Annotated in this window: 12 protein-coding genes and 1 pseudogene; 10 read left to right on the top strand and 3 right to left on the bottom strand. The window is 49.2% G+C overall.

From position 1 onward, the window contains the following. The first annotated feature begins 99 nt into the window (after positions 1-99). Positions 100-1,083: a 16S rRNA (cytidine(1402)-2'-O)-methyltransferase gene (gene rsmI, locus BOCO_RS04715; protein WP_094722890.1), complete on the top strand. Its 984-nt coding sequence runs from the start codon at positions 100-102 to the stop codon at positions 1,081-1,083. Positions 1,084-1,111: 28 nt separating this feature from the next. Here rsmI and BOCO_RS04710 read toward each other — a convergent pair whose 3' ends face one another. Beyond that, on the bottom strand, positions 1,112-1,354 hold the full coding sequence (locus BOCO_RS04710; protein WP_094722977.1) for a variant leucine-rich repeat-containing protein: 243 nt from the start codon (positions 1,352-1,354) through the stop codon (positions 1,112-1,114). A 1,122-nt stretch (positions 1,355-2,476) separates the two neighbouring features. Here BOCO_RS04710 and metG point away from each other — a divergent pair. The 5 genes from metG (at position 2,477) to BOCO_RS04685 (ending at position 11,184) form a co-directional block, all read left to right on the top strand. Beyond that, entirely contained in the window at positions 2,477-4,342 is a 1,866-nt protein-coding gene (metG, locus tag BOCO_RS04705; protein WP_094722889.1) for a methionine--tRNA ligase, read from the top strand. A gap of 415 nt (positions 4,343-4,757) precedes the next feature. Continuing rightward, positions 4,758-6,131 (top strand): ABC transporter substrate-binding protein, encoded by a 1,374-nt coding sequence (locus BOCO_RS04700; RefSeq protein ID WP_094722888.1) that lies wholly within the window; start codon positions 4,758-4,760, stop codon positions 6,129-6,131. 126 nt (positions 6,132-6,257) lie between these two features. Further along, positions 6,258-7,250: a carbohydrate ABC transporter permease gene (locus BOCO_RS04695; RefSeq protein WP_094722887.1), complete on the top strand. Its 993-nt coding sequence runs from the start codon at positions 6,258-6,260 to the stop codon at positions 7,248-7,250. Continuing rightward, positions 7,247-8,140 carry a carbohydrate ABC transporter permease gene (locus BOCO_RS04690; protein ID WP_094722886.1) on the top strand — a complete coding sequence of 298 codons (894 nt, stop codon included), beginning with the start codon at positions 7,247-7,249 and terminating at the stop codon, positions 8,138-8,140. The genes BOCO_RS04695 and BOCO_RS04690 overlap by 4 nt, the downstream gene beginning before the upstream one ends. Before the next feature lie 8 nt (positions 8,141-8,148). After that, positions 8,149-11,184: an HAD-IA family hydrolase gene (locus BOCO_RS04685; protein WP_158520415.1), complete on the top strand. Its 3,036-nt coding sequence runs from the start codon at positions 8,149-8,151 to the stop codon at positions 11,182-11,184. 45 nt (positions 11,185-11,229) lie between these two features. Here BOCO_RS04685 and BOCO_RS04680 read toward each other — a convergent pair whose 3' ends face one another. Both BOCO_RS04680 and BOCO_RS04675 read right to left on the bottom strand, forming a co-directional pair. Next, on the bottom strand, positions 11,230-12,243 hold the full coding sequence (locus tag BOCO_RS04680; RefSeq protein ID WP_158520414.1) for a LacI family DNA-binding transcriptional regulator: 1,014 nt from the start codon (positions 12,241-12,243) through the stop codon (positions 11,230-11,232). 194 nt (positions 12,244-12,437) lie between these two features. Further along, positions 12,438-13,874: a PucR family transcriptional regulator gene (locus BOCO_RS04675; protein ID WP_094722883.1), complete on the bottom strand. Its 1,437-nt coding sequence runs from the start codon at positions 13,872-13,874 to the stop codon at positions 12,438-12,440. Positions 13,875-13,993: 119 nt separating this feature from the next. Between BOCO_RS04675 and BOCO_RS04670 the strand changes: the two genes are divergently transcribed. From BOCO_RS04670 to BOCO_RS07670, 4 genes and pseudogenes are all read left to right on the top strand, one after another. Continuing rightward, positions 13,994-14,968: a biotin--[acetyl-CoA-carboxylase] ligase gene (locus BOCO_RS04670; protein WP_094722882.1), complete on the top strand. Its 975-nt coding sequence runs from the start codon at positions 13,994-13,996 to the stop codon at positions 14,966-14,968. 66 nt (positions 14,969-15,034) lie between these two features. Continuing rightward, a complete protein-coding gene (locus BOCO_RS04665) occupies positions 15,035-16,945 on the top strand; it encodes an ATP-binding protein (protein WP_094722881.1) in 1,911 nt (636 codons plus the stop codon). After that, complete coding sequence (locus tag BOCO_RS04660; protein WP_420835401.1) at positions 16,938-18,554, top strand: acyl-CoA carboxylase subunit beta; 1,617 nt, start codon at positions 16,938-16,940, stop codon at positions 18,552-18,554. The genes BOCO_RS04665 and BOCO_RS04660 overlap by 8 nt, the downstream gene beginning before the upstream one ends. A 67-nt stretch (positions 18,555-18,621) precedes the next feature. After that, a pseudogene (locus BOCO_RS07670) lies at positions 18,622-23,892 on the top strand (fatty acid synthase subunit beta domain-containing protein); the annotation flags it as partial. Positions 23,893-23,958: the final 66 nt, after the last annotated feature.

Here is a 23,958-nt window from a genome sequence, read left to right as displayed (position 1 = left end):
CAAGACGGATACTGGTTGCTCCAATCGTTCTGAGCTTGTGTGGTAATGGATTCAAGTTGAAGCTACTCATCATCTCTAGGTTAAGCGATACTGGAAAGCATGACTGAGGCAGAGCAAAAATCAACACAAGACGCGCTGGTACAGCAAGTAGGGCATACTGCTAACGAAGATCATCAGATGCAAACTACAGACCTTCCGCTAGGCACTGTGGTGTTAGCTGCAACACCAATAGGTAATGTGGGCGATGCCTCGCAGCGATTGAAGGATCTACTGGCTGGCGCGACAATAGTAGCCGCGGAAGATACTCGAAGACTGTATGGATTGGCCAACCGTCTCGGCGTACACGTCAACGGTCGGGTTATTGCATACCATGACCACAATGAGCGTCAGCTAGCAGACCGTCTGTTAGATGAGGTTGAGCAAGGAGCCACCGTCCTTGTGGTTTCGGACGCTGGAATGCCTACCATTAATGATCCAGGATTGGCTATTGTCCGTCGGGCTATTGAACGAGATCTGCCTGTTACTTGTGCTCCTGGACCTAGTGCTGTACTTGATGCTCTGGCACTGTCTGGTCTGCCCACTGACCGTTTTTGCTATGAAGGTTTTTTGCCCCGTAAGTCTTCTGAACGGCGTCAATATTTGCATACACTTCTGGCAGAACAGCGTACATTAGTCTTCTATGAGTCACCGAGAAGGCTGGCAGATTCGATGGCTGATTTGCTGGAGGTATTTGGTTCGCAACGTCGCATGGCCTTGTGTAGGGAGCTGACGAAGACGTATGAGGAGGTAAAGAGAGGAAGTATAGGACAGATTTGCCAATTTGTGCAAGCCAATCCTGCCAGGGGTGAGATTGTGCTTGTTGTCGCTGGTGCGACCGCGCAAGAGGCAGCTGCGGCTGATACTAATATTCTTACCGTACTTGACTTGGCCCAGCTGGCGCTCGCTCGTTCACGGGAAGAGGGTGTGCGTATCAAGGATGCAATTGCAACGGTTGTAGCTGAACACCCACTACCAGACGGTTCATTACCAAAGCGTAAGGCAGTGTATACAGCTGTCTTACAGTTAGAGAACAAGACCAGCTAGTTTGGGCTAGGTGAAAAGGCAATGCCGTTCAGCTGTGTTTATGGTCGAGTGAATCAAGTAAAACAGTCAAGGCATCTTTAACTCCTGGTCCGCCCATTTGAGAGATAGCTTCCAGTAGTTGTGGGGAAGCTTTAGGGTTGGCAACTATCCATCGACGTAGTTCGGGCAGTTCTTTGGCTATATACCAAAGCACTGCTGGATCTGTTTCAGGATTACACGCAATATCTGCTGTTAGGGCAAGAGGAGGAGGAGGGGGGTTGCGTTCTGACAAGGATCTGCTGTCTAATTGACTACTTTTTCTGACAGCTGGCTTCCGGTTGGTGTTCTGTATGTTTCTCAGTTTATCGGTAGTACACTCATGGTCTTGAGCTGAGCGGGAAGAGAATATCCAGCACATTACATTATCTTTCTCAGGCGGTTAAAAAGGCGAATGCCCGCAGAATGGCCATGCCAGCGAGGGTTATTGTTGAGCAAGGTTAAACAAGCCCTGCATGGTATGTGGTAGCGTTCTAAAATACTGTAGATAGTTGATAGTTTTGCTTGTTCATCGAAGTTACTGGACTGATCGCAGGCCAGATCGCATGCTGTGCGTACCGGCGTTGTTATCCGGAGTCTTCCCAACGTCATCAGTTGCTCCTGAGCCAATTGGCGGTTATGAACACGTAGGGTAAGTCCGTATACAGGGGTGCGAAAGTGTGAGTTGGAAACGATGTCGAGCCTGCGGGGAAAGACTCCACCGATCCATATCCATGCAGCTAATTGGTTACAAGCGGCAACATCGTAGGGTACGAGTAACTCCACAAGCGAAGCGCGGCCGTACAAGCTGGTTGTTCGAGTATGTAAAAAGGCGCAGCTTGAACTGAATGGTTCGAGGAGTCGGAGGACCATGAGTAAGTGCATACTGCTGGGGCCGGGTAGGGTACTGAGTGTAACTAAGGTGGGAATCGGTGCATTGTCTGTGTGTAGTGACCTGCCTCCTTGTAAGGTCCTCCGCTGGTTTCTTGTTGGAAAGTTTGGGGGAATTGTGTGTCTGCCTTTGGACACTTCTTGCTTTTGAGGACGAGCGCTAGCTGTTCTAGCGGTTACCGGTAAGACAGCTGGTCTATTGGAGATAGTGGGTGTTCTGCTGAAAGTCATAGCACCAGATTAAAAAGCCGTAGAAGCCTGCAAAATCAGCTTACTGAAAGGTAGTGATGATGTGGATGTCTGGAATCCAGTTGAGTCAATTGGTGGATAAGAATGTGAAAACTGCACTATGGTGTTTCCAAGATGTTGGCATAGTTAGGTGTAACTTCGAGTATGCTCTTTTGTTTGCGACTTGTAATACTAACGGTTGAATTCAGACTGAAATAAAGAGTGCTTTATTGTACGGCTAAGCCGATAATCTACCAGTATGAGCAATATTCTCGTTTCTGTCGCTTGGCCCTATGCCAATGGCCCCCGCCACATCGGACACGTGGCAGGTTTTGGTGTGCCTTCGGATGTCTATGCCCGTTACCAGCGTATGAAGGGTAATCAAGTACTGATGGTCTCAGGTACTGATGAGCATGGGACTCCTATCTTGGTAGAGGCAGAAGCAGAGGGTGTAAGTCCTCAAGAGATTGCGGATCGTTACAATCAGGTTATCGTCAAGGATTTGTGTAATTTAGGGTTGTCATACGACCTTTTTACACGCACCACCACAAGTAATCATGAGCACGTAGTCCAAGAACTCTTTAAGCAGTGCTTAGAGAACGGATACATCTACAAAGGTAAGCAGAAGGTCGCTATTTCGCCTTCAACCGGTCGTACATTACCTGATCGCTACATTGAGGGAACCTGTCCAATTTGTGGCTACGATGGTGCTCGTGGTGACCAGTGCGACAACTGCGGTAATGAATTAGACCCAGATGAACTCTTGAATCCACGGTCTAAGATAAACGGTGAGACACCACGTTTTGAAGAAACGGAACACTTCTTTTTAGATCTTCCAGCACTGGCGGAGGCCAATGAAGCTTGGTTGCGAACTCGCCAGGGTTGGCGTACCAATGTACTTAATTTTTCACTAGGACTTTTCCGAGAAGTCAAACCCCGTGCTATTACCCGCGATATTGATTGGGGTATTCCAGTTCCGGTCGATGGATGGATTGACAACCCTAACAAGAAACTCTATGTGTGGTTTGACGCGGTTATTGGTTACTTGTCGGCGTCGATTGAGTGGGCCCGCAGGCAGTCGGAACCTGAGGCCTGGCGCAAGTGGTGGAATGATCCTGAATCACTGGGTTATTACTTTATGGGTAAGGACAATATTACCTTCCACTCCCAAATCTGGCCTTCTGAACTCCTGGCGTATAACGGACAAGGTTCAAAGGGTGGCCACAGTGGTGGGTATGGCGAACTTAACCTGCCCGAGCAAGTGGTAGCCAGTGAGTTTATGACCATGGAAGGTAAAAAGTTTTCTTCTTCCAGGGGCATCGTCATTTATGTCAAAGATATTTTGGCTCGGTACCAGGTGGATGCTGTACGTTACTACATCTCTGTAGCTGGGCCTGAATCCTCAGATGCGGACTTTACTTGGGCTGAGTTTGTTCGTCATAATAATGAAGAACTAGCTGCTTCTTGGGGTAATTTGGTGAACCGTGTAGCCAACCTCCTGTATAAGAATTTTGGATGTATTCCTGCGGTCAATCCTGATAAGTTGGATGAGACAGATCGTGCCTTACTGGAAGAGTCAAAAGCTGCCTTCGATATAGTGGGAGCTCTGATTGACCGTCAGCGGCAAAAGGCAGCCTTAGGCGAAGCCATGAGGCTTGTTGGTGACATTAACAAGTACATATCTGCAACGGAACCTTGGAAAATAAAAGAAGACAAGGAACGTCTCGCGGCTGTCTTGTGCACGGCAGCCCAAGCGGTCTCAGATGCCAACCACTTGCTAGCGCCCTTCCTGCCACATTCTGCACAGAAGGTTTGGGAGGCTTTGGGGGGTACCGGTACCTTCTCGCCCCTACCTCGAATAGAAGAGGTGGAAGATTTAGATAGGCCTGGTTTTACTTACTCAATCATCACTGGAGATTATGTTTTGGGTAAGGATGTACATCCTTGGAAGAGTGAACCGCTGGAAGAGGGTGCGCCAATTGCTCAGCCTAAACCTATTTTTGCAAAGATTCCCAAGGAAGCTATCCAGGAGGAATTAGATAGGTTTCAGGCTCAATTAGACGAGCGTAATGCCAAGGCTCAAGCCCGGTTCGAGGCTGCGCAAGCCAAGCTTAAAGCTGAGTGAGCAGGCTCAGAAAGTTGTGTTTCACAGTTTGGGTACACAACTTTGAGGGAACTTTGAGACAATCCTATTCTGTTGCTCAGCGACGCTTGTTTATACTCAAGAGTATCAACTGCCCACTGGCAGTTGTGAAGGCCTGTAATTGAGGGACTTCATAACTGAATCTTCCTTCTCTTTTCTCTAGCCCGGTTCATTGACAGCCGGGCTTTCTCTTTATGTGGAATTGAATATATGCCAGGTTTGCCATGTATTTGGAAGGGACAGGCTGGCTGTATAGAGTGCCTCGAAACCTAATAAAAAGAGGAGAGTAAGCGCTTGCGTAATGTGGAATTTTTGCCTATACTGTAATTGCGCGGGGAAGCGTTTGAAGTATCAGCTACTTCTCATACAGTTACAACACAATGAAGTGGAGCAGTAAATGAAAAGAGCGAATGTATACAAGGGTCTAGCTGCTGCCATCAGTGCAGCAACGCTGGTGGGAGTTGCAGGTTGTGGAAGCAGTAACTCGAGTGAAAGTACAAAAAGTTCAGGCGCACAGTGTGCTCCTTACAAGGTTTATGGTGACTTGAGTGGTAAGAAAATTAGTGTATACACGATTTGGGTTGATCAAGAAGGTGATGCTACCGCAAAAGCCTTCAGTCAGTTTGAATCATGTACTGGGGCTAAAGTTTCCCACGAAGGTTCACGAGATTTAGCCACCCAGCTGCCAGTACGTATTAAGTCTGGTTCTGCGCCCGATATAGCTGTTCTCCCACAGCCGGGCTTGGTTAAATCGATGGTTGATACTGGCAAAGTTGCAAAATTATCAAAAGATGCTTTAGCCAATGTAAGCAAGTACTATTCAAAGGACTGGCAGGATTACGCTAGCGTAGGTGGCAAAGTAGTGTCTATCCCTGTTGATGCCAATGCAAAATCATTTATATGGTACTCACCCAAAAAGTTCAAAGAAAAGGGTTACAAAGTCCCACAAACTTGGGATGAGATGGTGTCTCTCACCAAGACAATAGCAAAAGATAATAAGGGTGATACTGGTGTCAAGCCTTGGTCAGTTGGCTTGGAAGGTGGGGCTGACTCCGGTTGGCCGGGAACTGACTGGTTAGAGGACGCAGTTCTTCGTTTTACGGACGGCGATACTTACAATCAGTGGGTAGCTCACAAGATACCTTTCAATGACCCTAAAATTGTGGCTGCCTTCAAAGAAGTTGGTAAGTTACTAAAAAATACAGACTATGTTAACGGAGGATTTGGTGACACCAAGTCCATCGCTTCTACCTCTTGGCAGGATGCAGGTAATTCATTGATTGACGGCAAGGGCTACTTGATGCATATGGCGCTCTTCTACCAGAGTAATTATGAGAGCAGTAACCCAGATATTTCAATCTCTCCTGATGGTGACGCATGGGCTTTCCCAATGCCGAGTTTGGAAAAGGATAAAAAGAACATGTTGGGTGGTGGAGACTTCGCTGTTGCATTCTCAGATAAGCCCGAAGTTCAGAAATTTGAAGCATTTCTTGCATCTCCCGAGTATGCAAATGCTCGCGCAAAGGCTATGACTGGTTGGATTACAGCCAATACGGGATTGGACGAAAGCCTCCTTAAACCAATTGATAAGTTGGCATACACCTCATTGACGGACAAGAATACAACTTTCCGCTTTGATGGTTCCGATCTGATGCCTGCTGAGGTAGGAACAGGAATCTTCTTCAAAGAGATGATTTCCTACTTTGGTCAGGGTAAGTCTGAGCAAGACGTGCTAGATACCATTGAGAAATCTTGGCCAGCTGGCAAGTAAGCCCTAATAATCCCTGGGCCTGCTGATGCAACTGACTGATAACCGGCTCAGTGTCACAGTAAAACAGAGGATATTCGTTTTGTGATACTGAGCCCGTCCATCAAACGCTGGTAGAGAGGCTATGTAATGAGTTTTGATCCTATACTGCATCCTGATACTACCCTAGGCAAACTGTTGGCTATGGTAGTGGCGATCCTCCTGTTCGTAGGTGTTATGGCTTTAGTTTTGTTCTTGACTAATGTGCCCAAAAACATGCCATCATGGGGAGTGGCCGCCCTGTTTTTACTGCCTTCAATAGCTCTTATGTGCTTTGGTTTGCTGTATCCAACAATCGTTACGTTTCGGTCTTCCTTCTACGGTCGAGACGGACAGGAGGCTGTGGGCTTAGCAAACTATATAAAAATCTTTTCAGATCCGCACTTCTTGCAAGTGCTACTCAATACTGTTTTATGGACAGTGTTAGTGCCGCTATGTGCCACCGCGGTTGGTCTACTGTATGCAGTTCTCGTTGACCGAACCCGCTTCGAGAAACTTGCTAAATCATTGGTATTCCTACCTATGGCTATATCCATGGTTGGTGCAGCAATCATTTGGAAGTTTGTATACGATCAAAAAATCGGTTTGCTTTCAGCTATCTACTTATGGTTTGCGCACCTCTTTGGTAGCAGCGATGTTCAGCCCCCGCAGTGGCTGATGGGTGCTCCTGGTAATACCTTTCTGTTGATTCTGGTTATGATATGGATCGAAGCTGGATATGCTATGACCGTTTTATCAGCAGCCATCAAAGCAATTCCAGATGATATTGTTGAAGCAGCACGCCTCGACGGTTTGAACGGGCGCCAGCAATTCTTCTACATGACCATACCGCTTATCAGGCCTAGCATCGTTGTGGTGCTTACAACAGTGGCCATGGCAGGATTGAAATCCTTTGATGTAGTTCGCACGATGACGGCTGGTAATTACGGTACTTCTGTTATTGCTAATGAGTTCTACACACAGACCTTTCAGTACCAGAACACAGGATTGGGAGCGGCGCTCGCAGTCATTATGTTCATAGTCGTCATTCCTCTGATTGTCTTTAATGTCTATCAGATGAAACAGTCTCAGGAGGTCCGATGAGTAAGAAACTGACGCGTCGAGAAAAGGCGTTGATTCGTTCAAAAAATAAGCTCTCTTCGCCCTGGGCTTCCCTCTTGTCAATAGTAATTGCTGTCTTATGGACTGTTCCTACGATGGGCTTGTTGGTCACTAGTTTTCGGCAGAACCGTATGGCCATCTCAACGAGTGGCTGGTGGACCAGCTTTGCCCCATCGCACTGGAAGGATTTCGGACTAGGTAATTACAAGGCTGTTTTGGGCGGCGGTTATAACCTAGGCTCATATTTTGTTAACTCTTTTGTTATTACTATCCCGGGTGTTGTAATACCTATAACTTTGGCTTTGTTGGCTGCTTACGCTTTCGCTTGGTGCAAGTTTCCGGGGCGCAATGTACTTTTTGTAGCGGTGTTTACCTTGCAAGTCGTGCCTGTCCAAGTGACGATGATTCCTCTCCTAACACAGTATGTCAACTGGGGTCTCAACAATACCTTCTGGGTCCTGTGGCTTTCACACACAATATTCGGCTTGCCTCTGGCAATTTTCCTCTTGCATAACTTTATGCTTGATATTCCTAAAGAATTGATCGAAGCTGCCAAAATGGATGGTGCCGGTCATGTGCAAATCTTTCTCAAGGTCGTTTTGCCGCTGATGGTTCCCGCAATTGCATCATTTGCCATCTTCCAATTCCTCTGGGTGTGGAATGATCTTTTGGTTGCCTTGGCTTTTGCTGGCAATACACCAGCCACCGCTCCACTGACCTCGCGCTTGTCTGACATGGTTGGTTCACGGGGTTCAGCATGGTATTTGCTGGCGCCTGGAGCTTTCATCGCCATGATCGTACCTGTGGCAGTATTTCTCTTACTCCAGCGTTACTTCGTAAGAGGAATGCTGGCTGGTTCCGTGAAAGGTTGATTCGAACCATGGTTATTACACTTGCACAGAGTAAAGCTGTCCTTTTCGATTTGGATGGTGTGCTTGTCCCTACTGTTGGCTTGCATAAGCAGGCTTGGAAGCAACTTTTTGATCAGATACTCCCATCTCATGTTCAGCCTTATAGTGAGCAGGATTACTATGCTTACGTAGATGGAAAACCTCGGTACGACGGTGTGGCTGCGTTGCTGGAAAGTAGGGGAATGAACGTAGCTTGGGGTGCCCCATCGGATTCGCAAGGTTCGGAGACAATTTGTGGTTTTGGCAACCGGAAAAATGCCCTATTTGAGCAGTTGCTTGATGAGCAAGGTATAGAGCCATACCAGGATACCGTTGATGTCTTGCAGCACCTGCTGGGACTAGGAAAGCGTTTAGCTGTAGTGTCGAGCTCACGAAATACTCAAACTGTCTTACGTCTAGCTGGTATCGATCACTTTTTCTCTGAAGTTGTGGATGGTAATACCCGTGCTCAGCATGGTTTACAAGGTAAGCCAGCTCCGGATACGTATGCTTTTGCGGCTCAGCAGCTGGGATTGCCAAATGCTGAATGTCTGATTGTGGAAGATGCCCTCTCAGGTGTGGCAGCAGGTCGAGCCGGGTCCTTTGGTCTGGTGGTAGGACTAGATAGGGGGGCGGGGCGTGAGGCTCTAGCTGCTGCTGGTGCTGAACTTGTTGTCAATCAGTTAGTGGAGCTCATAGAAGGATCAGCCCACCGTCACATTATTGAAAGCCGTCATCTGCTGAATCAAGAACAATACCCAGTCAATGCCTGGAGCTTTGAACAGGTAGGGCATCTAACGTCTGAATCTGCCACCCTGTTCTCGGTTTCCAATGGAAATATAGGAATTCGTGCTTCCGGTGATCCTACAAGAGCGCTTGGTTCTGGTACCTTCATGAGTGGTTTCCATGACACATATGCTATTAAGCATGCGGAGGGAGCATACGGTTATGCCAGAGTGGGGCAGATGATTCAGGGGGTGCCAGACGCCTGTGGTTTTAGCTTGCAAGTGGACGGTAAACCGTTGCTTGCACCGCAACAGAATTATCAGTGTTTGGATTTTAAGACTGGTATCTCTAAGGTTCATCATCAATTTCGGATGGAGGATGGGGCGGAACTTTCCATAGAGGTAGAACGAATGGCCTGTCTGTTTGACCCGAACATAGCAGTGTGTACTCTGCGGGTAGAGTCTCCTGACCGTGACTGTGAATTAACGGTCAACGGTCATATTAATGCAGACATTCCTTCGGGGGTATCCTCTGGTGACCCCCGCAAATCTCAGCCAGTTGATGGATGTGGTATTCACGAGGTAGCCATAGAAGGTCAACTGACCACTGATAATAGTGAAGTACACCTCTATGAGACCAACAATTCTGCCCTGTCCGTTGCCATGGCAGTAAGACAGGAGATACAGCAAGATTGCGTTCGTGAAGCCTTATCAGGTGATAACTGGCAGTTGAGCGTAAAGCGTGGGGAGTCGCTGGTTATCGAGCGCTTCATCGCTTATCATGCATTCCCACTACGACCAGATGGTGCGGGTGAAGATCTCAGTGTTCATACTTGTGGAGGCGATACTGATGAACTTGTATCTCGATGCATTGAAACGTTGCAAAGGGCTAGTTCTAGTGGAGTAATAGGTCTGCGAGAACAGCAACGGATCTGGCTCGATGATTTTTGGCAGCGGGGAGATATAGAAGTCGAAGCTGGTGATGACGGTCGCATTCAGCAGATTGTGCGATGGGAACTGTTTCAACTGGCTCAGGCCACTGCGCAGGTAACCAACGGTGTTGGAGCAAAGGGGCTGAGCGGTTCAGGCTACGATGGACATTATTTTTGGGATACAGAGATATATCTCCTGCCCTTTTTGATATATACAGACCCTGTTCGTGCCCAGAAGCTGCTTCACTACCGCTATCTCATGCTACCAGCTGCTCGTAAACGGGCAGCAGAGATGAACTTAGAAGGAGCCTTGTACCCTTGGCGCACCATTAATGGAGAAGAAGCGTCCGCTTACTTTCCTACAGGAACAGCCCAATACCACATCGATGCTGATGTATCGTATGGCTTAGTGCAGTATGTACTAGTCAGTGGAGATGTGGCTTTTTTGGCTGAAGAAGGTATTGATATTTTAGTCCAAACTGCGCGCATGTGGCTTTCTTTGGGTTCCTACCAAGACGATGGACAGTTCCATATTGCCTGTGTAACAGGTCCAGATGAGTATACAGCTTTAGTTGATGATGACTTCTATACCAATCAGATGGCACGGTTTAATCTCCAGTCAGCTTGCTTTGCTGCACGCTCGCTTGAGGAACGCGACTCAGAAGCATACCGGCACATTCAGGAGCGCCTTGCACTCGGTTCTGAGGAGATAGAACACTGGTCTCAGGCTGCCGAGGCTATGTATACGGCTACTGGTGGTCATCCATTAGTGCATGCGCAGGATTCCCAGTTCATGGCACGGCCCCGATGGGATTTTGAGCACTTAACTGCTCGTCCCTTGCTCCTGCACTACCATCCTCTCAAGATTTATAGTCATCAAGTGCTCAAACAAACTGATGTTGTCTTATGCCTCATGCTCTTGTCTTCATGGTTTACGTTAGAACAGAAAAGGGCTGATTTTGACTTTTACGATCCGCTTACAGTAGGTGATTCAACGCTGTCAGCAGCTTCTCAATCGGTAATTGCTGCGGAAGTGGGATACGAAGAGTTGGCCCAGCGTTATTTTATGGAATCTCTCTTTGCAGATGTCTGTAATTTACATGCAAACACAACTGATGGCATCCATTTAGCTGCGGCAGGAGGGGTGTGGTCCACGCTAGTGTGTGGTTTTGGTGGTCTGCGAGATACAGGAGGCACAGATATAAGCATCAATGCCCGGCTTCCACAGTCGTGGAAATCACTCACCTACCGTCTGACTATCGGAGGGACACGCATAAAAGTTGTTGTTGATGAAACTGGAACCCACCTAGAGCGTTTGGTTGGTCCGGAGCTGACGGTGAAGGTAAACGGCATTAATTGCATAGTGTAAACAGTATCGCAAGGTTGGGTGCTGTCTGAGGTTGCGCTGGTCACATTATGATGTAGGTGCAGGTCCTATACTCGGGCCTTCCACAAGCGTGGTCGGTAGCACGATAGTCTTGGGTTCTGTTTGGTTTGTGATAGAGGCTAAGGCCAGCTGAGCTGCTTTTGTGCCTTCTTGTGAGACAGGCTGAGCCATAGTGGCTAGACCAAAAGAAGGGCTTAAATCATGACCATCGATGCCCATAACCGAAATATCGTGGCCTACCCGTAATCCTCGTTCTTTAATGGCTTGTATAGCTCCCATGGCCATTTCATCAGAAGAAGCAAGTATTGCAGTGATGTCGGGGCGGCGATCAAGTAGTCTTTGGGTTGCTATGTAGCCATTAGAAGCTGTCATAATAGTTACTGCTTCTACGAGATCGTCACTAGAGTCTAAGTGGAAGCGCTGCATGGTATTGTGCCATCCGTTGCGTCTGCGCTGGGTAGGCGCTACCGGGCACTTGTCATTCGTTTGCCCAGAAAGATGACCAATGTGCTTATGCCCTAGAGTAATAAGGTGCCTACACGCTCTGGCTGCAGTTTCTTCATCGTTAATTCCCACGTAGTTAAAACCTGGCTGCTCAACGGAGACGAATACTACAGGTACCTTGAGGGATCGGAGCTGTTCTTCCTCACTGGGATCGAAAAACAGTGAAAGCACGACAAGGGCATCAATTTTTCCACGCAGCACATTGGCATTGAACCGCTGACGGACTGGCCCCAAGTAATCTGGAAGAGAATAAACCAATGCGTCGTAACCTGCTTTGCGGAAGGTATTTTCAGCGCTCTCTAGAATCTTGCCAAAGAACCAACGGGACATATCCGGTTGAACAAGACCTATGGAATGAGTATGTCCGCTTGCAAGGGAAGCAGCAGTAGGTGAAGGTATATAACCCAATGCCTCTGCGGTCTCTAGGATACGCTTCTTGGTTGTGGGCCCCACGCCAGGTAGGTTACGCAGAGCTCGAGAAACTGTAGCTGTTGATACGTGAGTAGCCTGAGCTACATCTTCGATGCGTATACCCATAAAACGTATTATAAGAGTGCTCCCTATACCAAGCATGGAAGTGCTTCTAGTGATGCGGTCTGAGCATGAACGCCTGCAACGAGTGTATTGCCGTTCCTGTTTGTGTGGACTGGCTTAGCTTTTGTCTGACTGCGAGCCTGCTCAACGTGCTTTTTCTGCCCAGTGAGCGGTTTTTAGATTGCTGGCAGTTGATGCTACTGGGTGTCTCCTTGGTGGATTTGCCCTAGTTTAATAGCCACTTGCAAGACGAAGGCCTCGCGGGAGTTATTGGGGTCCCAGCCACTTACTTCCACAGAGCGTTTGAGCCGGTATCGAACAGTGTTGGGGTGGACACTCAGTTTGTTAGCCGTAAGCTCCAGGGACCGGCCGCAAGCCAAAAAGGTACTCAAGGTAGTGAGCATGATGTGATGAGGATCGCCGTGTAGCAGCCGTAGATAGGTGTCACGATATAACTGGTCTGCCGCGTACTGGTCTCCGATGAGAGCACGCTCGGGTAGCATGTCATCGGCATGTAAGGGACGTACTGACCCTTCAGCATAGAGAATATCGACCGCAGCAGGTGCTACCTGGTAGGTGGTGAGTGCGGCATGTATTGTTTCAGCTGCTCCCTGAACGTTTTGTCTCAGGGGGCCGATGCTCACCGGAGCATCCTTGGCGAAGAAATGAAGCAAATTGGCGCTTACTTCTTCGGGGCTGCCTTCTTTGCGTGGATCTATCAGTACGATAGCAAGGTCGTTGTATCCGGAAACTAGGCAATGTCCTCCTATTGCTTGTACCTTGCGGCGGATACGACTGGCGATAGCACTGGAACTCAGTTGAGTGTTTTGCCTCAGCCTGCCAACTAATGCAAAACATGAATACTTGCTTGGCCAACCAAGAATTGACATTTGTGATGAAACTTTACTGTCGGTCACACCATTGGCTAAATTCTCCATGGCAAAGGTTTCGTTCCGTACATTCCAACTCTCCCGCATTTCTGCTGTGTCAGCATAAATAGCGGCTGCGGAAAAGGCAACTTCCCGGGCATAGTAGAGGATGGCATCATGGGTTTGTCTCTCCTGACCAGGCTCAGCGAAGGTGTCCACATTGCCTTCTAGGAGATCAACGATTACTCGCATTACATCTAAAGCCTGGCGCAAGCTTATTACTTGCGTAAATTCAAGTGGAGCAATGAAGAAGATATGGTCAGTAGATGGTCTAGGAATCCCATCGGTATCTGGATGAGAACCTATGTCATGCTGCCAGTCAACAAAGTTGGCAACAGCTTTTTCGATGACCAGGTTAAGTGTGTCTTTATCTTTATCTGACAGGGATTGGTACCAGGGGAGGGTTTCGCTCAAATGGTCTTCTGCATATCGAAGAATGTGCTGCACCGGTGTAGGCAGTTGAGAATTTATGTGCTCACTCTCGAGGTTTTCGCTGTCTTGTGTGCCTGAGTCAAAGGGTAAGGGCTGATTCGATTCAGAAAACTGGGCGCTCTTGGCCCGCCACTGTAGCACGTGCCATAGGGTGCGTCCGGTGCCTGTTTTACCTTCGCTATTGCTGCTGTTTGAAGCCTTAGCTGGTTTGTGGTCGTCTTCAGGCAAGCTTTTTGATGCCCCTAATTTACTCATATCTTTCAGCTTAGCCACTGCTAGTCCTGATCGCTAACTATTTACTATGAGCAATGCAAGAATTTGTAAGAATGTACAAAATATATTCGTCGGATTTGTAGATAACCAGCTTTCGTGGCTTTGTCTATCTGATTACTGTGGCTCTTGTGTGGCATGATAATCATAAGCAAGAGCAAGAGCTAATTCCTTGTTCACCAGTTCTTTCGGCAGTGCGCATCCTAGAGAGTGTAGACTCGTCTAACACATACGTGGCTCAGGCAATTCCAAGTTCGCCTTGTGCAGATGCCCGTGAGCGGGTTGCTCATTTTGCTCAAGAACCCGGTTGGCACTCGTGTGAAACTGGAAGTGAATCCACAATTTTACCTGCGCAACCGACCATGGCGCTCGTACTTGCCGATTCCCAAACCCGTGGTCGAGGTCGACTGGATCGTAAGTGGTATGACCATAAGGGGCAGTCTTTCCTGGCAACATGGGCACTCGCCGTTCCTACTGATCTTCTAGTAGGCTCACAGTCTGGTTGGCTTCCGATGGCGGTAGGAATAGCGGCTGTGGATGGTCTGGTTCAGACCTTACAAGAGTGTCATGCTCATCCCACAGTTGCTGAAAACTTGGCTGCTCCTTTGGCGCTCAAATGGCCCAATGATATCTTTTGCTCAGGCCGCAAATTAGCTGGGGTTTTATGTGAGGCTGTAACCGTAGACCAAGAATGGTCGGTGCTAGTAGCTGGTCTTGGGATCAACCTTTTTGTGCCCGCTGAAGAGTTACCGACATCTGAATCTACCTCCCTCCAGCTCAGTTATGATGGGTTGCCTCCTTTTGCTGTCCTGCGCAAGCAGTTGGCAATTTCTATCAGTGAGCACTTGAGCAAGGAGTTTGGTGCCCTGTTGCAAGATGTTCACCGAGCAACTGATGACCTGAGAGAACGGGTTTGCAGGCGTTCATGGACTCTGGGTAAGCAGGTCACTGTAAAACCCGTAGGTGGAAAACCAATTGTGGGCAAGGCCTTAAGTATTGGTCCTGATGCTGCTGTGCAAGTGGCTACAGATGATGGTCGGATGTTGTGGGTATCTACTGGCGATGTTGGCGTATTGCCCACGGTAGGGCCGAGGTAGGGGCGGTATTTGGTAGTACCGATGCAGTTCAGGTATTGAGACATACGTTTGCAGGTATATTGACCGTTGGGAGGGTTTATGAAGAAGCTCCTCGTAGCCAACCGGGGTGAAATTGCGCTCAGAGTTGTACGTACAGCTCAAGAGATGGGTGTTACCACAGTTGCAGTCTACGCTAACCAAGACAGGGATGCTGCATATGTGCAGATGGCTGATGAAGCCTACCTGCTACCTGGTGAAACTAACAATCAAACCTATCTCAACGAGGATGCGATTCTAGAGGTAGCCAAGCGATCAGGTGCTGATGCAATTCATCCTGGTTACGGTTTTCTGTCCGAGGTAGCTTCGTTCGCGGGGAAAGTGGTGCAGGCAGGTCTTACTTGGGTTGGGCCTAAAGATCAGGTGCTGACCGATCTTGGCGACAAGATTCAGGCTTGCAAGGTGGCTGAGCAGGCCAAGGTCCCCATAGTTCCTGGACTCAGTGAGCCAGTGACCGACATTCGGACGCTCTTGGACTTTGCTCAACAGGCAGGTTACCCGGTGATGATGAAAAAGGCGGACGGTGGCGGTGGGCGAGGTATCACCCTCATTCATGATGACGATGAGCTGCGTACCTTCTACATGAACCACGATGCTCTCCAAGGTGGTGATTTAAGCGACTACTTCATTGAAAAATTTGTAGATCGGGCCCGTCATGTGGAAACACAATCTGGTCGAGATAGCAATGGAAGTTTTACTGTTTACTCTACTCGAGACTGCTCAGTTCAGCGGAGAAACCAAAAACTCGTAGAGGAAGCTCCTGCACCTTATCTTTCATCTGCGGTGACCTCGAAATTAGAAGAGTACTCTCACAGGCTTTTCGAAGCTGTCGGGTATGTGGGTTTGGGCACTTGTGAATTCCTCGTAACTCCCCTAGATAAGATCTACTTCTTAGAAGTCAATCCGAGATTGCAGGTAGAACACACTGTTAGCGAAGAAGTGTGTGGTCTGGACTTAGTTCGTGAACAACTGGTTATTGCTTCAGGTGGACCATTAACTCCTGCGCCAGTACCCCGCGGTCATTCGTTTGAATTGCGTATCACCAGCGAGGATCCAGCTACCAATCTAACTCCCAGCTCTGGCACGATTGAAACGCTGCGCTGGCCGTCTGGTCCTGGTATCCGTATTGATTCTGGTGTAGATGTAGGTGATACAGTTTCGCCTCGCAATGATTCTATGATGGGAAAGGTGGTAATCACTGCCCAGTCTCGTGAAGCAGCTGTGGCCCGTGTACGTCGAGCACTCAAGGAAATCGAGATTGAAGGTGTTCCTACACCTATCAGCCTGTTTAAGCAGATTTTTTCTGACGATGATTTCACTGCTGAGAATGGACATTCTTTTGATATTTCCACCAAATGGTTGGAACGAAAGTACCTGACTGTAGAACCGAAGGCTACCAAAGCTGGTCAACCTGCTTCGGTGAGCACTCCTGAAAGTCGCGACGGAGAGGATGTTGAGTCCTTCACCATTGAAGTCGATGACAAGCGGGTAAAGCTTACTTTGCCGCAAGTCATGCTCCAAGGCATTGGTGGATCTGGCTCAGGTGCCAGTAAGGCAGTTTCGCGTTTGCAACAGCCTTTGCGTGGGCAGGGGATGAAGGACCGCGTTAGTAGGACTCCCAAAGATGATCCGGCTCGTTCTGGCAAGATTGTGGCTCCCATGCAAGCAGTAGTCACTCGTATTCAGGTGGCTCCCGGGCAGGCAGTCAACAAGTCTGACCTCTTGGTAGTGCTCGAATCTATGAAAATGGAGAACTATGTGTATGCTCCGGCACCAGGGCGAGTCAAGAGCATCAATGTAGGTGTGGCAGACGGGGTAGATGCGGGGCAAACCTTAGTGGAGCTGGATTTGAGTACAGATTCAAACAAGAAGTCTGATATGGACATTGCTCTGGAGACAGGCATGAGGAAGGAGGGTGATACTGATGGCAAGCATGACTGAAGACATAGTCAAACAGGAAACTCTACCAACTGACGTCTCCCAAGACCAGACTCAAACAGTAGCGCAACAGCCGGTGAGGCAAGGGATTGCAAGGGCGGCCGCTCTGGCTAAGGAAGCTGAAGGGCGTGCTAGAACCAAGCAGCACGCTAAAGGTAAGCTTACGGCCCGAGAACGGTTGGACCTGCTCTTTGATACGGATAGTTTTGAGGAGTTGGGACGATTTGCTGGGGCTGGCATCGTTGAGGGGAAGGCTGGATCTGCGGTCATCACTGGTTTTGGTGAAGTATACGGGCGTAAGGTTGCGGTATATGCTCAGGATTTCTCCATCCGTGGTGGCACTCTGGGGCAGGCTGAGGGGCAGAAAATATGCCGTCTCATGGATATGGCTATCGAGATGGGTGTACCTATTGTGGCGGTCATAGACTCTGGTGGTGCTCGTATACAAGAGGGTGTTGCGGCACTTACCCAGTACGGACATATCTTCCGCAAGACCTGCCAGGCCTCTGGATACGTACCCCAGATTTCTCTGATATTGGGCCCTTGTGCTGGTGGGGCAGTCTACTGTCCTGCCTTAACTGACCTCATTATTATGACCCGTGAAAACTCCAATATGTTTGTCACTGGTCCAGATGTGGTCAAGGCTGCCACTGGTGAAACTATCAGTATGGATGACTTAGGTGGAGGTGTTGTACACGCCTCTACATCTGGTGTAGCTCACTATTTGGGTTCAGATGAGGCAGATGCCATTGACTATGCGCGAACGGTGCTGGCTTATCTGCCTGCGAACTGCAAGGAAGAGCCGTTACGTTACGCATTTGCTTCGGGTCATGCTGAGAGGGAAGCAGCCAAGCGTCTAGCAACTATTGTTCCCGACAACGAACGACAACCCTACGATGTGCTTGACGTGATTCGCTCTATTGTGGATTACGGGGAATTTGTTCAAGTTCAGGAGCTTTTCGCTTCCTCTGCGGTGGTAGGTTTTGCATGCTTAGAGGGGCGTTCGGTAGGAATTGTGGCAAATCAACCCTTGGTGGATGCTGGCAGTCTTGATGTTGACTCTTCAGAAAAAATTGCCCGATTTGTTCGCCTGTGTGATGCTTTTAATTTACCCGTAATTACCCTGGTAGATACGCCAGGGTACAAGCCTGGCAGTGACCAAGAACATGCAGGCATTATTCGTCGTGGTGCCAAGTTGATTTATGCTTACGCTAACGCTCAGGTGCCGCTAGTAACAGTGGTGCTGCGCAAAGCCTTTGGTGGGTCTTACATTGTGATGGGGTCTAAATCAATAGGTGCAGATGTGAACTTCGCTTGGCCTACTTCGCAGATTGCTGTTCTCGGTGCGCAAGGAGCGGTCAATATCATTCACCGTCGAGACTTGCAGAAAGCTCAGGAATCTGGTGCAGATGTGAATGCTTTGCGCCAACAGTTGGTTGCTGATTATGAGGCCACAACGGTTAATGCCAACCTCTCGCTGGAAATGGGAGAGATCGATGCCATGATCGACCCTGAGCAAACGCGAGAAGCTATAGCTGAATCGTTGCGAACGCTCTCGAGCAAGCGAAGGCATCGATTAGTAGACAAACACCATGGCAACCAGCCCTTGTAGTGGCTCAGTGCCAACTCTTAAACACGTTGTAGTGCAAGTCCAGACAGTAGTTGAAGAAAAGGAAATCATGACACATTCATTCTTTATCAATCGCTTAGCCACAGAATCTCACGCTCTGCTTTTCTCTGGTCAATCTACGCCTTGGACTTCGGCCCTAGCTGACCTAACTGATGATGCAGCCAAGGCGGATGCGCTCACGGAACATGTTGCGTCTGCTCATCGTATAGTGAGTCCCGTAGCTGCCGACCTTCTTGCGACCAATGGTAGACCTTTGGATTTGTTCGCATATCAAGCTAATTCGGTCACATTAGGTTCAGCTGCTGACGCGTCTGCATCTGTCCCTGGAATCGCACTAGTGCAATTGGGTGCCCTGATTGATATGGATCAACTTGGCTACCAGCTTGCATCTGCACGCCCTGTGGCACTTTTGGGGCATTCCCAAGGCATTATCGGTGTTCACATGGCTCAGGCTATCGAAGATGAAGGTTCTTTAAAAGCAGCAAGTAAGCAGATCGATCAGATCCTGGCAATAGCTATGCTGATTGGTTCTGCCGGGACGCGGCAGGTTCGACGGCTTGGGATTCATGCTCAGGGAGAAGCTACGCCCATGCTTTCTGTTAAAGGAGCAAGCCGCAAGCAAGTTGAGATTTTGATAAGTCGGGTATCCTCCCCTAAAGGTCCGATTAGTATTGCTGTAACGAATTCCCGGCAGCATTTAGTCTTGTCTGGTTATCCAGAAGATCTGGCTTCCTTCTCTATTGAAGTAGGTAAAGAAGCTAGTCGCCAGGCGAAACTTCGGGAGAACAAGGTGCGTGGTGGCAGTCCCTTCGATCCAATTCTAGAATATTTAGAAGTTACCTTGCCCTTCCATTCGCCACTAATGGCAGCAGCTGTAGAAGAGTGTGTGGGCTGGGCAGACCGTTGCGGTTTGGATACAGAACGAGCTCGCCTGTTAGCAGAAGAAGTACTTGTGCGTCATGCTGACTGGGCAGGCCAGGTTCATGCGCTCATAGAGCAGGCTGATCCAAGTAAGCTCTGGCTGGTGGATATGGGGCCCGGTGAAACCCTCGGAAAATTAGTGGGTGGTCTCACCCAAGGTACAGGTATTGGTGTAGTAGAGGCAGCTACTACGGCTCAGCGTGGGAGCCTGTCTACGCTAGAGGGCGACCCTGAGCGTAGCCAAGATTGGTCACGGTTTAAGCCGACTGTCTTATCTACTCCTGCCGGTGAAAAGATTGCTACAGCTTTTAGTCGGTTGACGGGTAAGCCACCTGTTCTCTTGGCTGGTATGACACCTACAACGGTAGAGCCGCAGATTGTAGCTGCTGCCGCTAATGCTGGTTACTGGGCCGAGCTGGCTGGCGGCGGTCAGGTGACTGCTGAAGTATTTGAACGCCATATGAAGGAATTGGAAGAAGAACTCGAAGAAGGGCGAACCGTCGAGTTTAACGCCATGTTTATGGATCGCTATTTGTGGAATCTGCAGTTTGGGTCACAACGGATCGTTTCAAAGAAACGTGAGTCAGGAGCACCCATAGATGGTGTAGTGGTTTCTGCTGGCATTCCAGAAATAGATGAGGCTCAGGAATTAATCGACCAACTCAATGCTGATGGTTTTCCTTATGTAGCATTCAAGCCAGGTACTGTGGAACAGATTCGGCAGGTGGTAGCTATCGCTAAGCAGGTAGCTCCCAAGTCAATCTTGATGCAAGTTGAGGGAGGTGCAGCAGGTGGTCATCATTCATGGGAATCGCTGGATGACCTCCTAGCGGCTACCTATGCTCAAGTGCGCGAGTGTTCTAATATTGTTCTTGTAGCGGGTGGTGGTATTGGCACTCCTGAGAGGGCAGCTGACTATATTTCTGGTCAGTGGTCACGTGTGTACGGCCTCCCAGATATGCCAGTCGATGGTGTTCTCGTGGGTACAGCTGCTATGACAGCGCAAGAAGCTCATACCAGCCCTGAGGTTAAACGGGCTCTAGTGGCAACACCTGGCATTGATATGAGTCAACCTGATCCTGACCCATTCGCTCCAATTGGTGAACGCTGGGTGCCTTCTGGACAGTCGGTCGGTGGTGTAGGCTCTGGTTTGAGTCACCTACATGCTGATATTTACGAAATTGAGAACTCCTCAGCAGAATGCGGTCGCTTGTTGGTTCGAGTGATGAAGCATCCTGAAGAGTTAAGCTCACGACGTTCAGAGATTATTGAGGCCCTCGGTAAGACTGCTAAACCATATTTTGGTGACGTAGACGAAATGACCTACCAGCAGTGGGCAGAACGTTTTGCTGAATTGGCGTGCCCATGGGCTGATGACACATACGTGGATCGTTTTCTTCACCTGCTACGCCGCATTGAGGCTCGTGTCTGCAAGCTGGAATCTGGTGAGTTTGAATCCATATTTGTTGACCGTGAAGACGTGCGCGAACCTGGGCAGGCTCTAGAGAGGTTGCGACAGACGTATCCGCAAGCCAATGAGGTTAAGGTGACTCCCACAGATGTTGCTTGGTTCCCGACATTGGTCCGCGAATATCCCAAACCTATGCCATTTGTGCCTGCTATTGATAATGATCTCCTGCGTTGGTGGGGACAAGATCAGCTGTGGCAGTCTGAGGACTCTCGCTACAGTGCCGATTCTGTGCGAGCTATTCCCGGTCCTATCTCTGTGGCTGGTATCACGACGGTGGATGAGCCTGTGGCGTCTATTCTGTCTAGGTTCGAGCAGGCCGCTCTAGAGAGAGTGCGTCAAGAATCAGAAAACTCGGTTCAAGCGTACTCGCAGCTTGATTGTGCTCAGTCTGCTGAGGAATTCATTCGTCACAGTCCGCATATATCGTGGGTGGGGCATCTCATGGACAACCCTGCCTGTGGTACCGATCTGGGTGATCCTAACTATGAGATTCGCTCGGTGGGGAGCCAGAATGGACTTGATCTCTTTGACTTAGATATTCATTTAGATACTTTCTGGGATGATGACCCTGATGGTGGTTCCAGTAAGCATGCAGTCCGCCATATTGTAATACCCTTGACTGTAGATGCCCACTCCTCTGGATCTTTCCCAGTAGTGGATCGAGACCGCCTTCCGCGGGATGTGTATGATCTCTTAGCAGCGACGGCAGGTATTGGTAATACCAGTATTACTGGCGACAAACTAGAATCTATGCCAGATATTGAGCATGTTGAGGATACAGCCACCTACCCCTTTGGTTTGGCTCACAGTGGTTACACGCTTTCGAATAATTTAGGCTTCGACCATGAGGCAGTCACAGGAGCTGCTCTACCTGCCAATCTCCGGCCTTCTGCCATTGCGCCGGATGCACTTGTAGGGCCTGCGTGGCCTGCTATCTATGCTGCTCTAGGCTCGGTAAGTGTGGATGGTTTCCCCATTATTGAAGGTCTACTCAACGCCGTTCACCTCGACCATCTCATGGAGTTGGAAGTGAGCCAAGATGAACTCCTCAAACATGAGGGAGAGAGGATTTCGCTCACTTCTTGGGCGGAGCATTATAGTGAATCTGCTTCGGGCCGTGTAGTCACCATTCATGTGCGCCACCAGGCTGGTGACGGAACAGTGCTGGCGAACGAAGTTGAGCGTTTTGCAATTCGTGGACGCGCATACTCTGACCAGTTACCTCAACCGGCTCCAGATTGGGGAGGAATTAAAGCAGACACTGTTGGAACACCCCGTCGCCTTCTACGGCGGGTTACGGTGACGGCTCCCGAGGATATGACAGCTTTTGCGCGGACATCTGGTGATTTTAACCCTATTCACACTTCTGTTCGCGGGGCCCAAGTCTCCGGTCTCAAGGCTCCCTTGGTGCACGGTATGTGGTTGTCGGCTACGGCACAGTATGCGGTTCAAGCCGCAGATGAACAAGGTCTTCATTATGAAATTGCTGGTTGGACCTACAACATGTACGGGATGGTACAGCTGGGCGACCAAGTGGAGATTTCTGTTGAACGCGTGGGTAAGGTCCGTCATGGTGGCCTAGTTTTGGAGGTCATTGGCCGTATTCGGGGTGAGTTAGTCTCCCGTGGAACTGCTATTGCCCGTGCACCAAAAGTAGCGTATGTGTACCCGGGTCAGGGTATCCAGCAACAAGGCATGGTTTTGGATGAGCGGGCCAAGTCTCCTGCCGCCCGTGAAACTTGGGAGCGGGCTGATGCTCTCACTCGTTCTAGGTTGGGCTTCTCTATTCTGGCTGTGGTGCGAGATAATCCTAAGACGCTGACCGCTAAAGGAATTACGTATTATCACCCTGAAGGTTTACTCAATCTAACCCAGTTCACCCAGGTGGCATTGGCGACTGTAGCTTTTGCGCAAACTGCTCGTTTGCGTGAATCGGGTGCCGATGTCTGGCCTGCCTACTTCGCTGGTCACTCACTGGGTGAATATAATGCGCTCAGTTCTTTTGCAGGTGTTATGTCATTGGAGACCGTTCTGGAATTAGTCTTCCACCGTGGTTCGACCATGCATTCTTTGATTGAACGTGACGAACACGGTCGTTCTAATTACCGGATGGGAGCCCTGCGGCCCAATCAATTTGGTTTGGTGGATAGTCGCGTCAAAGAGTATGTGGCATCAGTAGCAGCAGAATCTGGCGAATTCCTGGAAATCGTCAATTACAATTTGGCAGGTCAGCAGTATGCAATTGCTGGAACTATCGCTGGCTTGGAATACCTTAAAGAGGATTCGGATCGAAGGGCTAAAGAGGCGGGTGGTAAACCTGCCTTCATGTACGTGCCTGGTATCGACGTGCCTTTCCACTCTTCACTGTTGCGCAAGGGTGTTCCCGAATTCCGTGACACCTTAGACAAGCTTTTGCCAGAATATATTGATTACTCCCGTTTGGAAGGGCGGTATATTCCTAACTTAGTAGCTCAGCCCTTCGAGATGAGCCGGGAATTTGCGGCTTCTATCCTCGAAGTAGTGCCATCAGAGCGCATTAAGCAAGCTTTGGATGATCCAACAGTGTGGCAATCCTACGCTGCTGATGACCAGAAGCTTGGACGCTTACTCTTAACTGAGCTCCTCTCTTGGCAGTTTGCCTCTCCAGTTCGTTGGATTGAAACGCAGTCATTGATGTTTGAGACTCCTGAGCAAGGTGGTCTGGGGCTAGAAGAGCTGGTAGAGATTGGTTTAGGTCATTCTCCTACGCTTGCCAATATGGCCACTAAGACGCTCAACTTGCCTGATTTTCGTGAGCGTCAAGTGACGGTTTATAACCTAGGTCGGGACGAGTCTCGGGTTTACCTGACTGACTCTGACCCCATTCCAACTGTGGCAGATGAGCAACACGTACAGCAGGATGCTGCACCTGTGTCTGATGACCCAGCTCCTGCTTCTCAAACAGTCGTTCAGACGGCCACAAGTACACCTGCCCAGGAACCGGTGCATGCTGAG

Origin of the sequence: Bombiscardovia coagulans (assembly GCF_002259585.1) — a bacterium.
Classification (GTDB): Bacteria; Actinomycetota; Actinomycetes; order Actinomycetales; family Bifidobacteriaceae; genus Bombiscardovia; species Bombiscardovia coagulans.
The sequence above is the reverse complement of the archived record's forward strand: the minus strand, read 5'-3'. Positions and strand labels throughout refer to the sequence as shown.

What these genes read in the sequence shown, in the direction of transcription:
- rsmI (WP_094722890.1), top strand. Translation starts at nt 100, where the DNA reads ATGACTGAGGCAGAGCAAAAATCAACACAAGACGCGCTGGTACAGCAA.
- BOCO_RS04695 (WP_094722887.1), top strand. Translation starts at nt 6,258, where the DNA reads ATGAGTTTTGATCCTATACTGCATCCTGATACTACCCTAGGCAAACTG.
- BOCO_RS04690 (WP_094722886.1), top strand. Translation starts at nt 7,247, where the DNA reads ATGAGTAAGAAACTGACGCGTCGAGAAAAGGCGTTGATTCGTTCAAAA.
- BOCO_RS04680 (WP_158520414.1), bottom strand. Translation starts at nt 12,243, where the DNA reads ATGGGTATACGCATCGAAGATGTAGCTCAGGCTACTCACGTATCAACA.
- BOCO_RS04700 (WP_094722888.1), top strand. Translation starts at nt 4,758, where the DNA reads ATGAAAAGAGCGAATGTATACAAGGGTCTAGCTGCTGCCATCAGTGCA.
- metG (WP_094722889.1), top strand. Translation starts at nt 2,477, where the DNA reads ATGAGCAATATTCTCGTTTCTGTCGCTTGGCCCTATGCCAATGGCCCC.
- BOCO_RS04685 (WP_158520415.1), top strand. Translation starts at nt 8,149, where the DNA reads ATGGTTATTACACTTGCACAGAGTAAAGCTGTCCTTTTCGATTTGGAT.
- BOCO_RS04660 (WP_420835401.1), top strand. Translation starts at nt 16,938, where the DNA reads ATGACTGAAGACATAGTCAAACAGGAAACTCTACCAACTGACGTCTCC.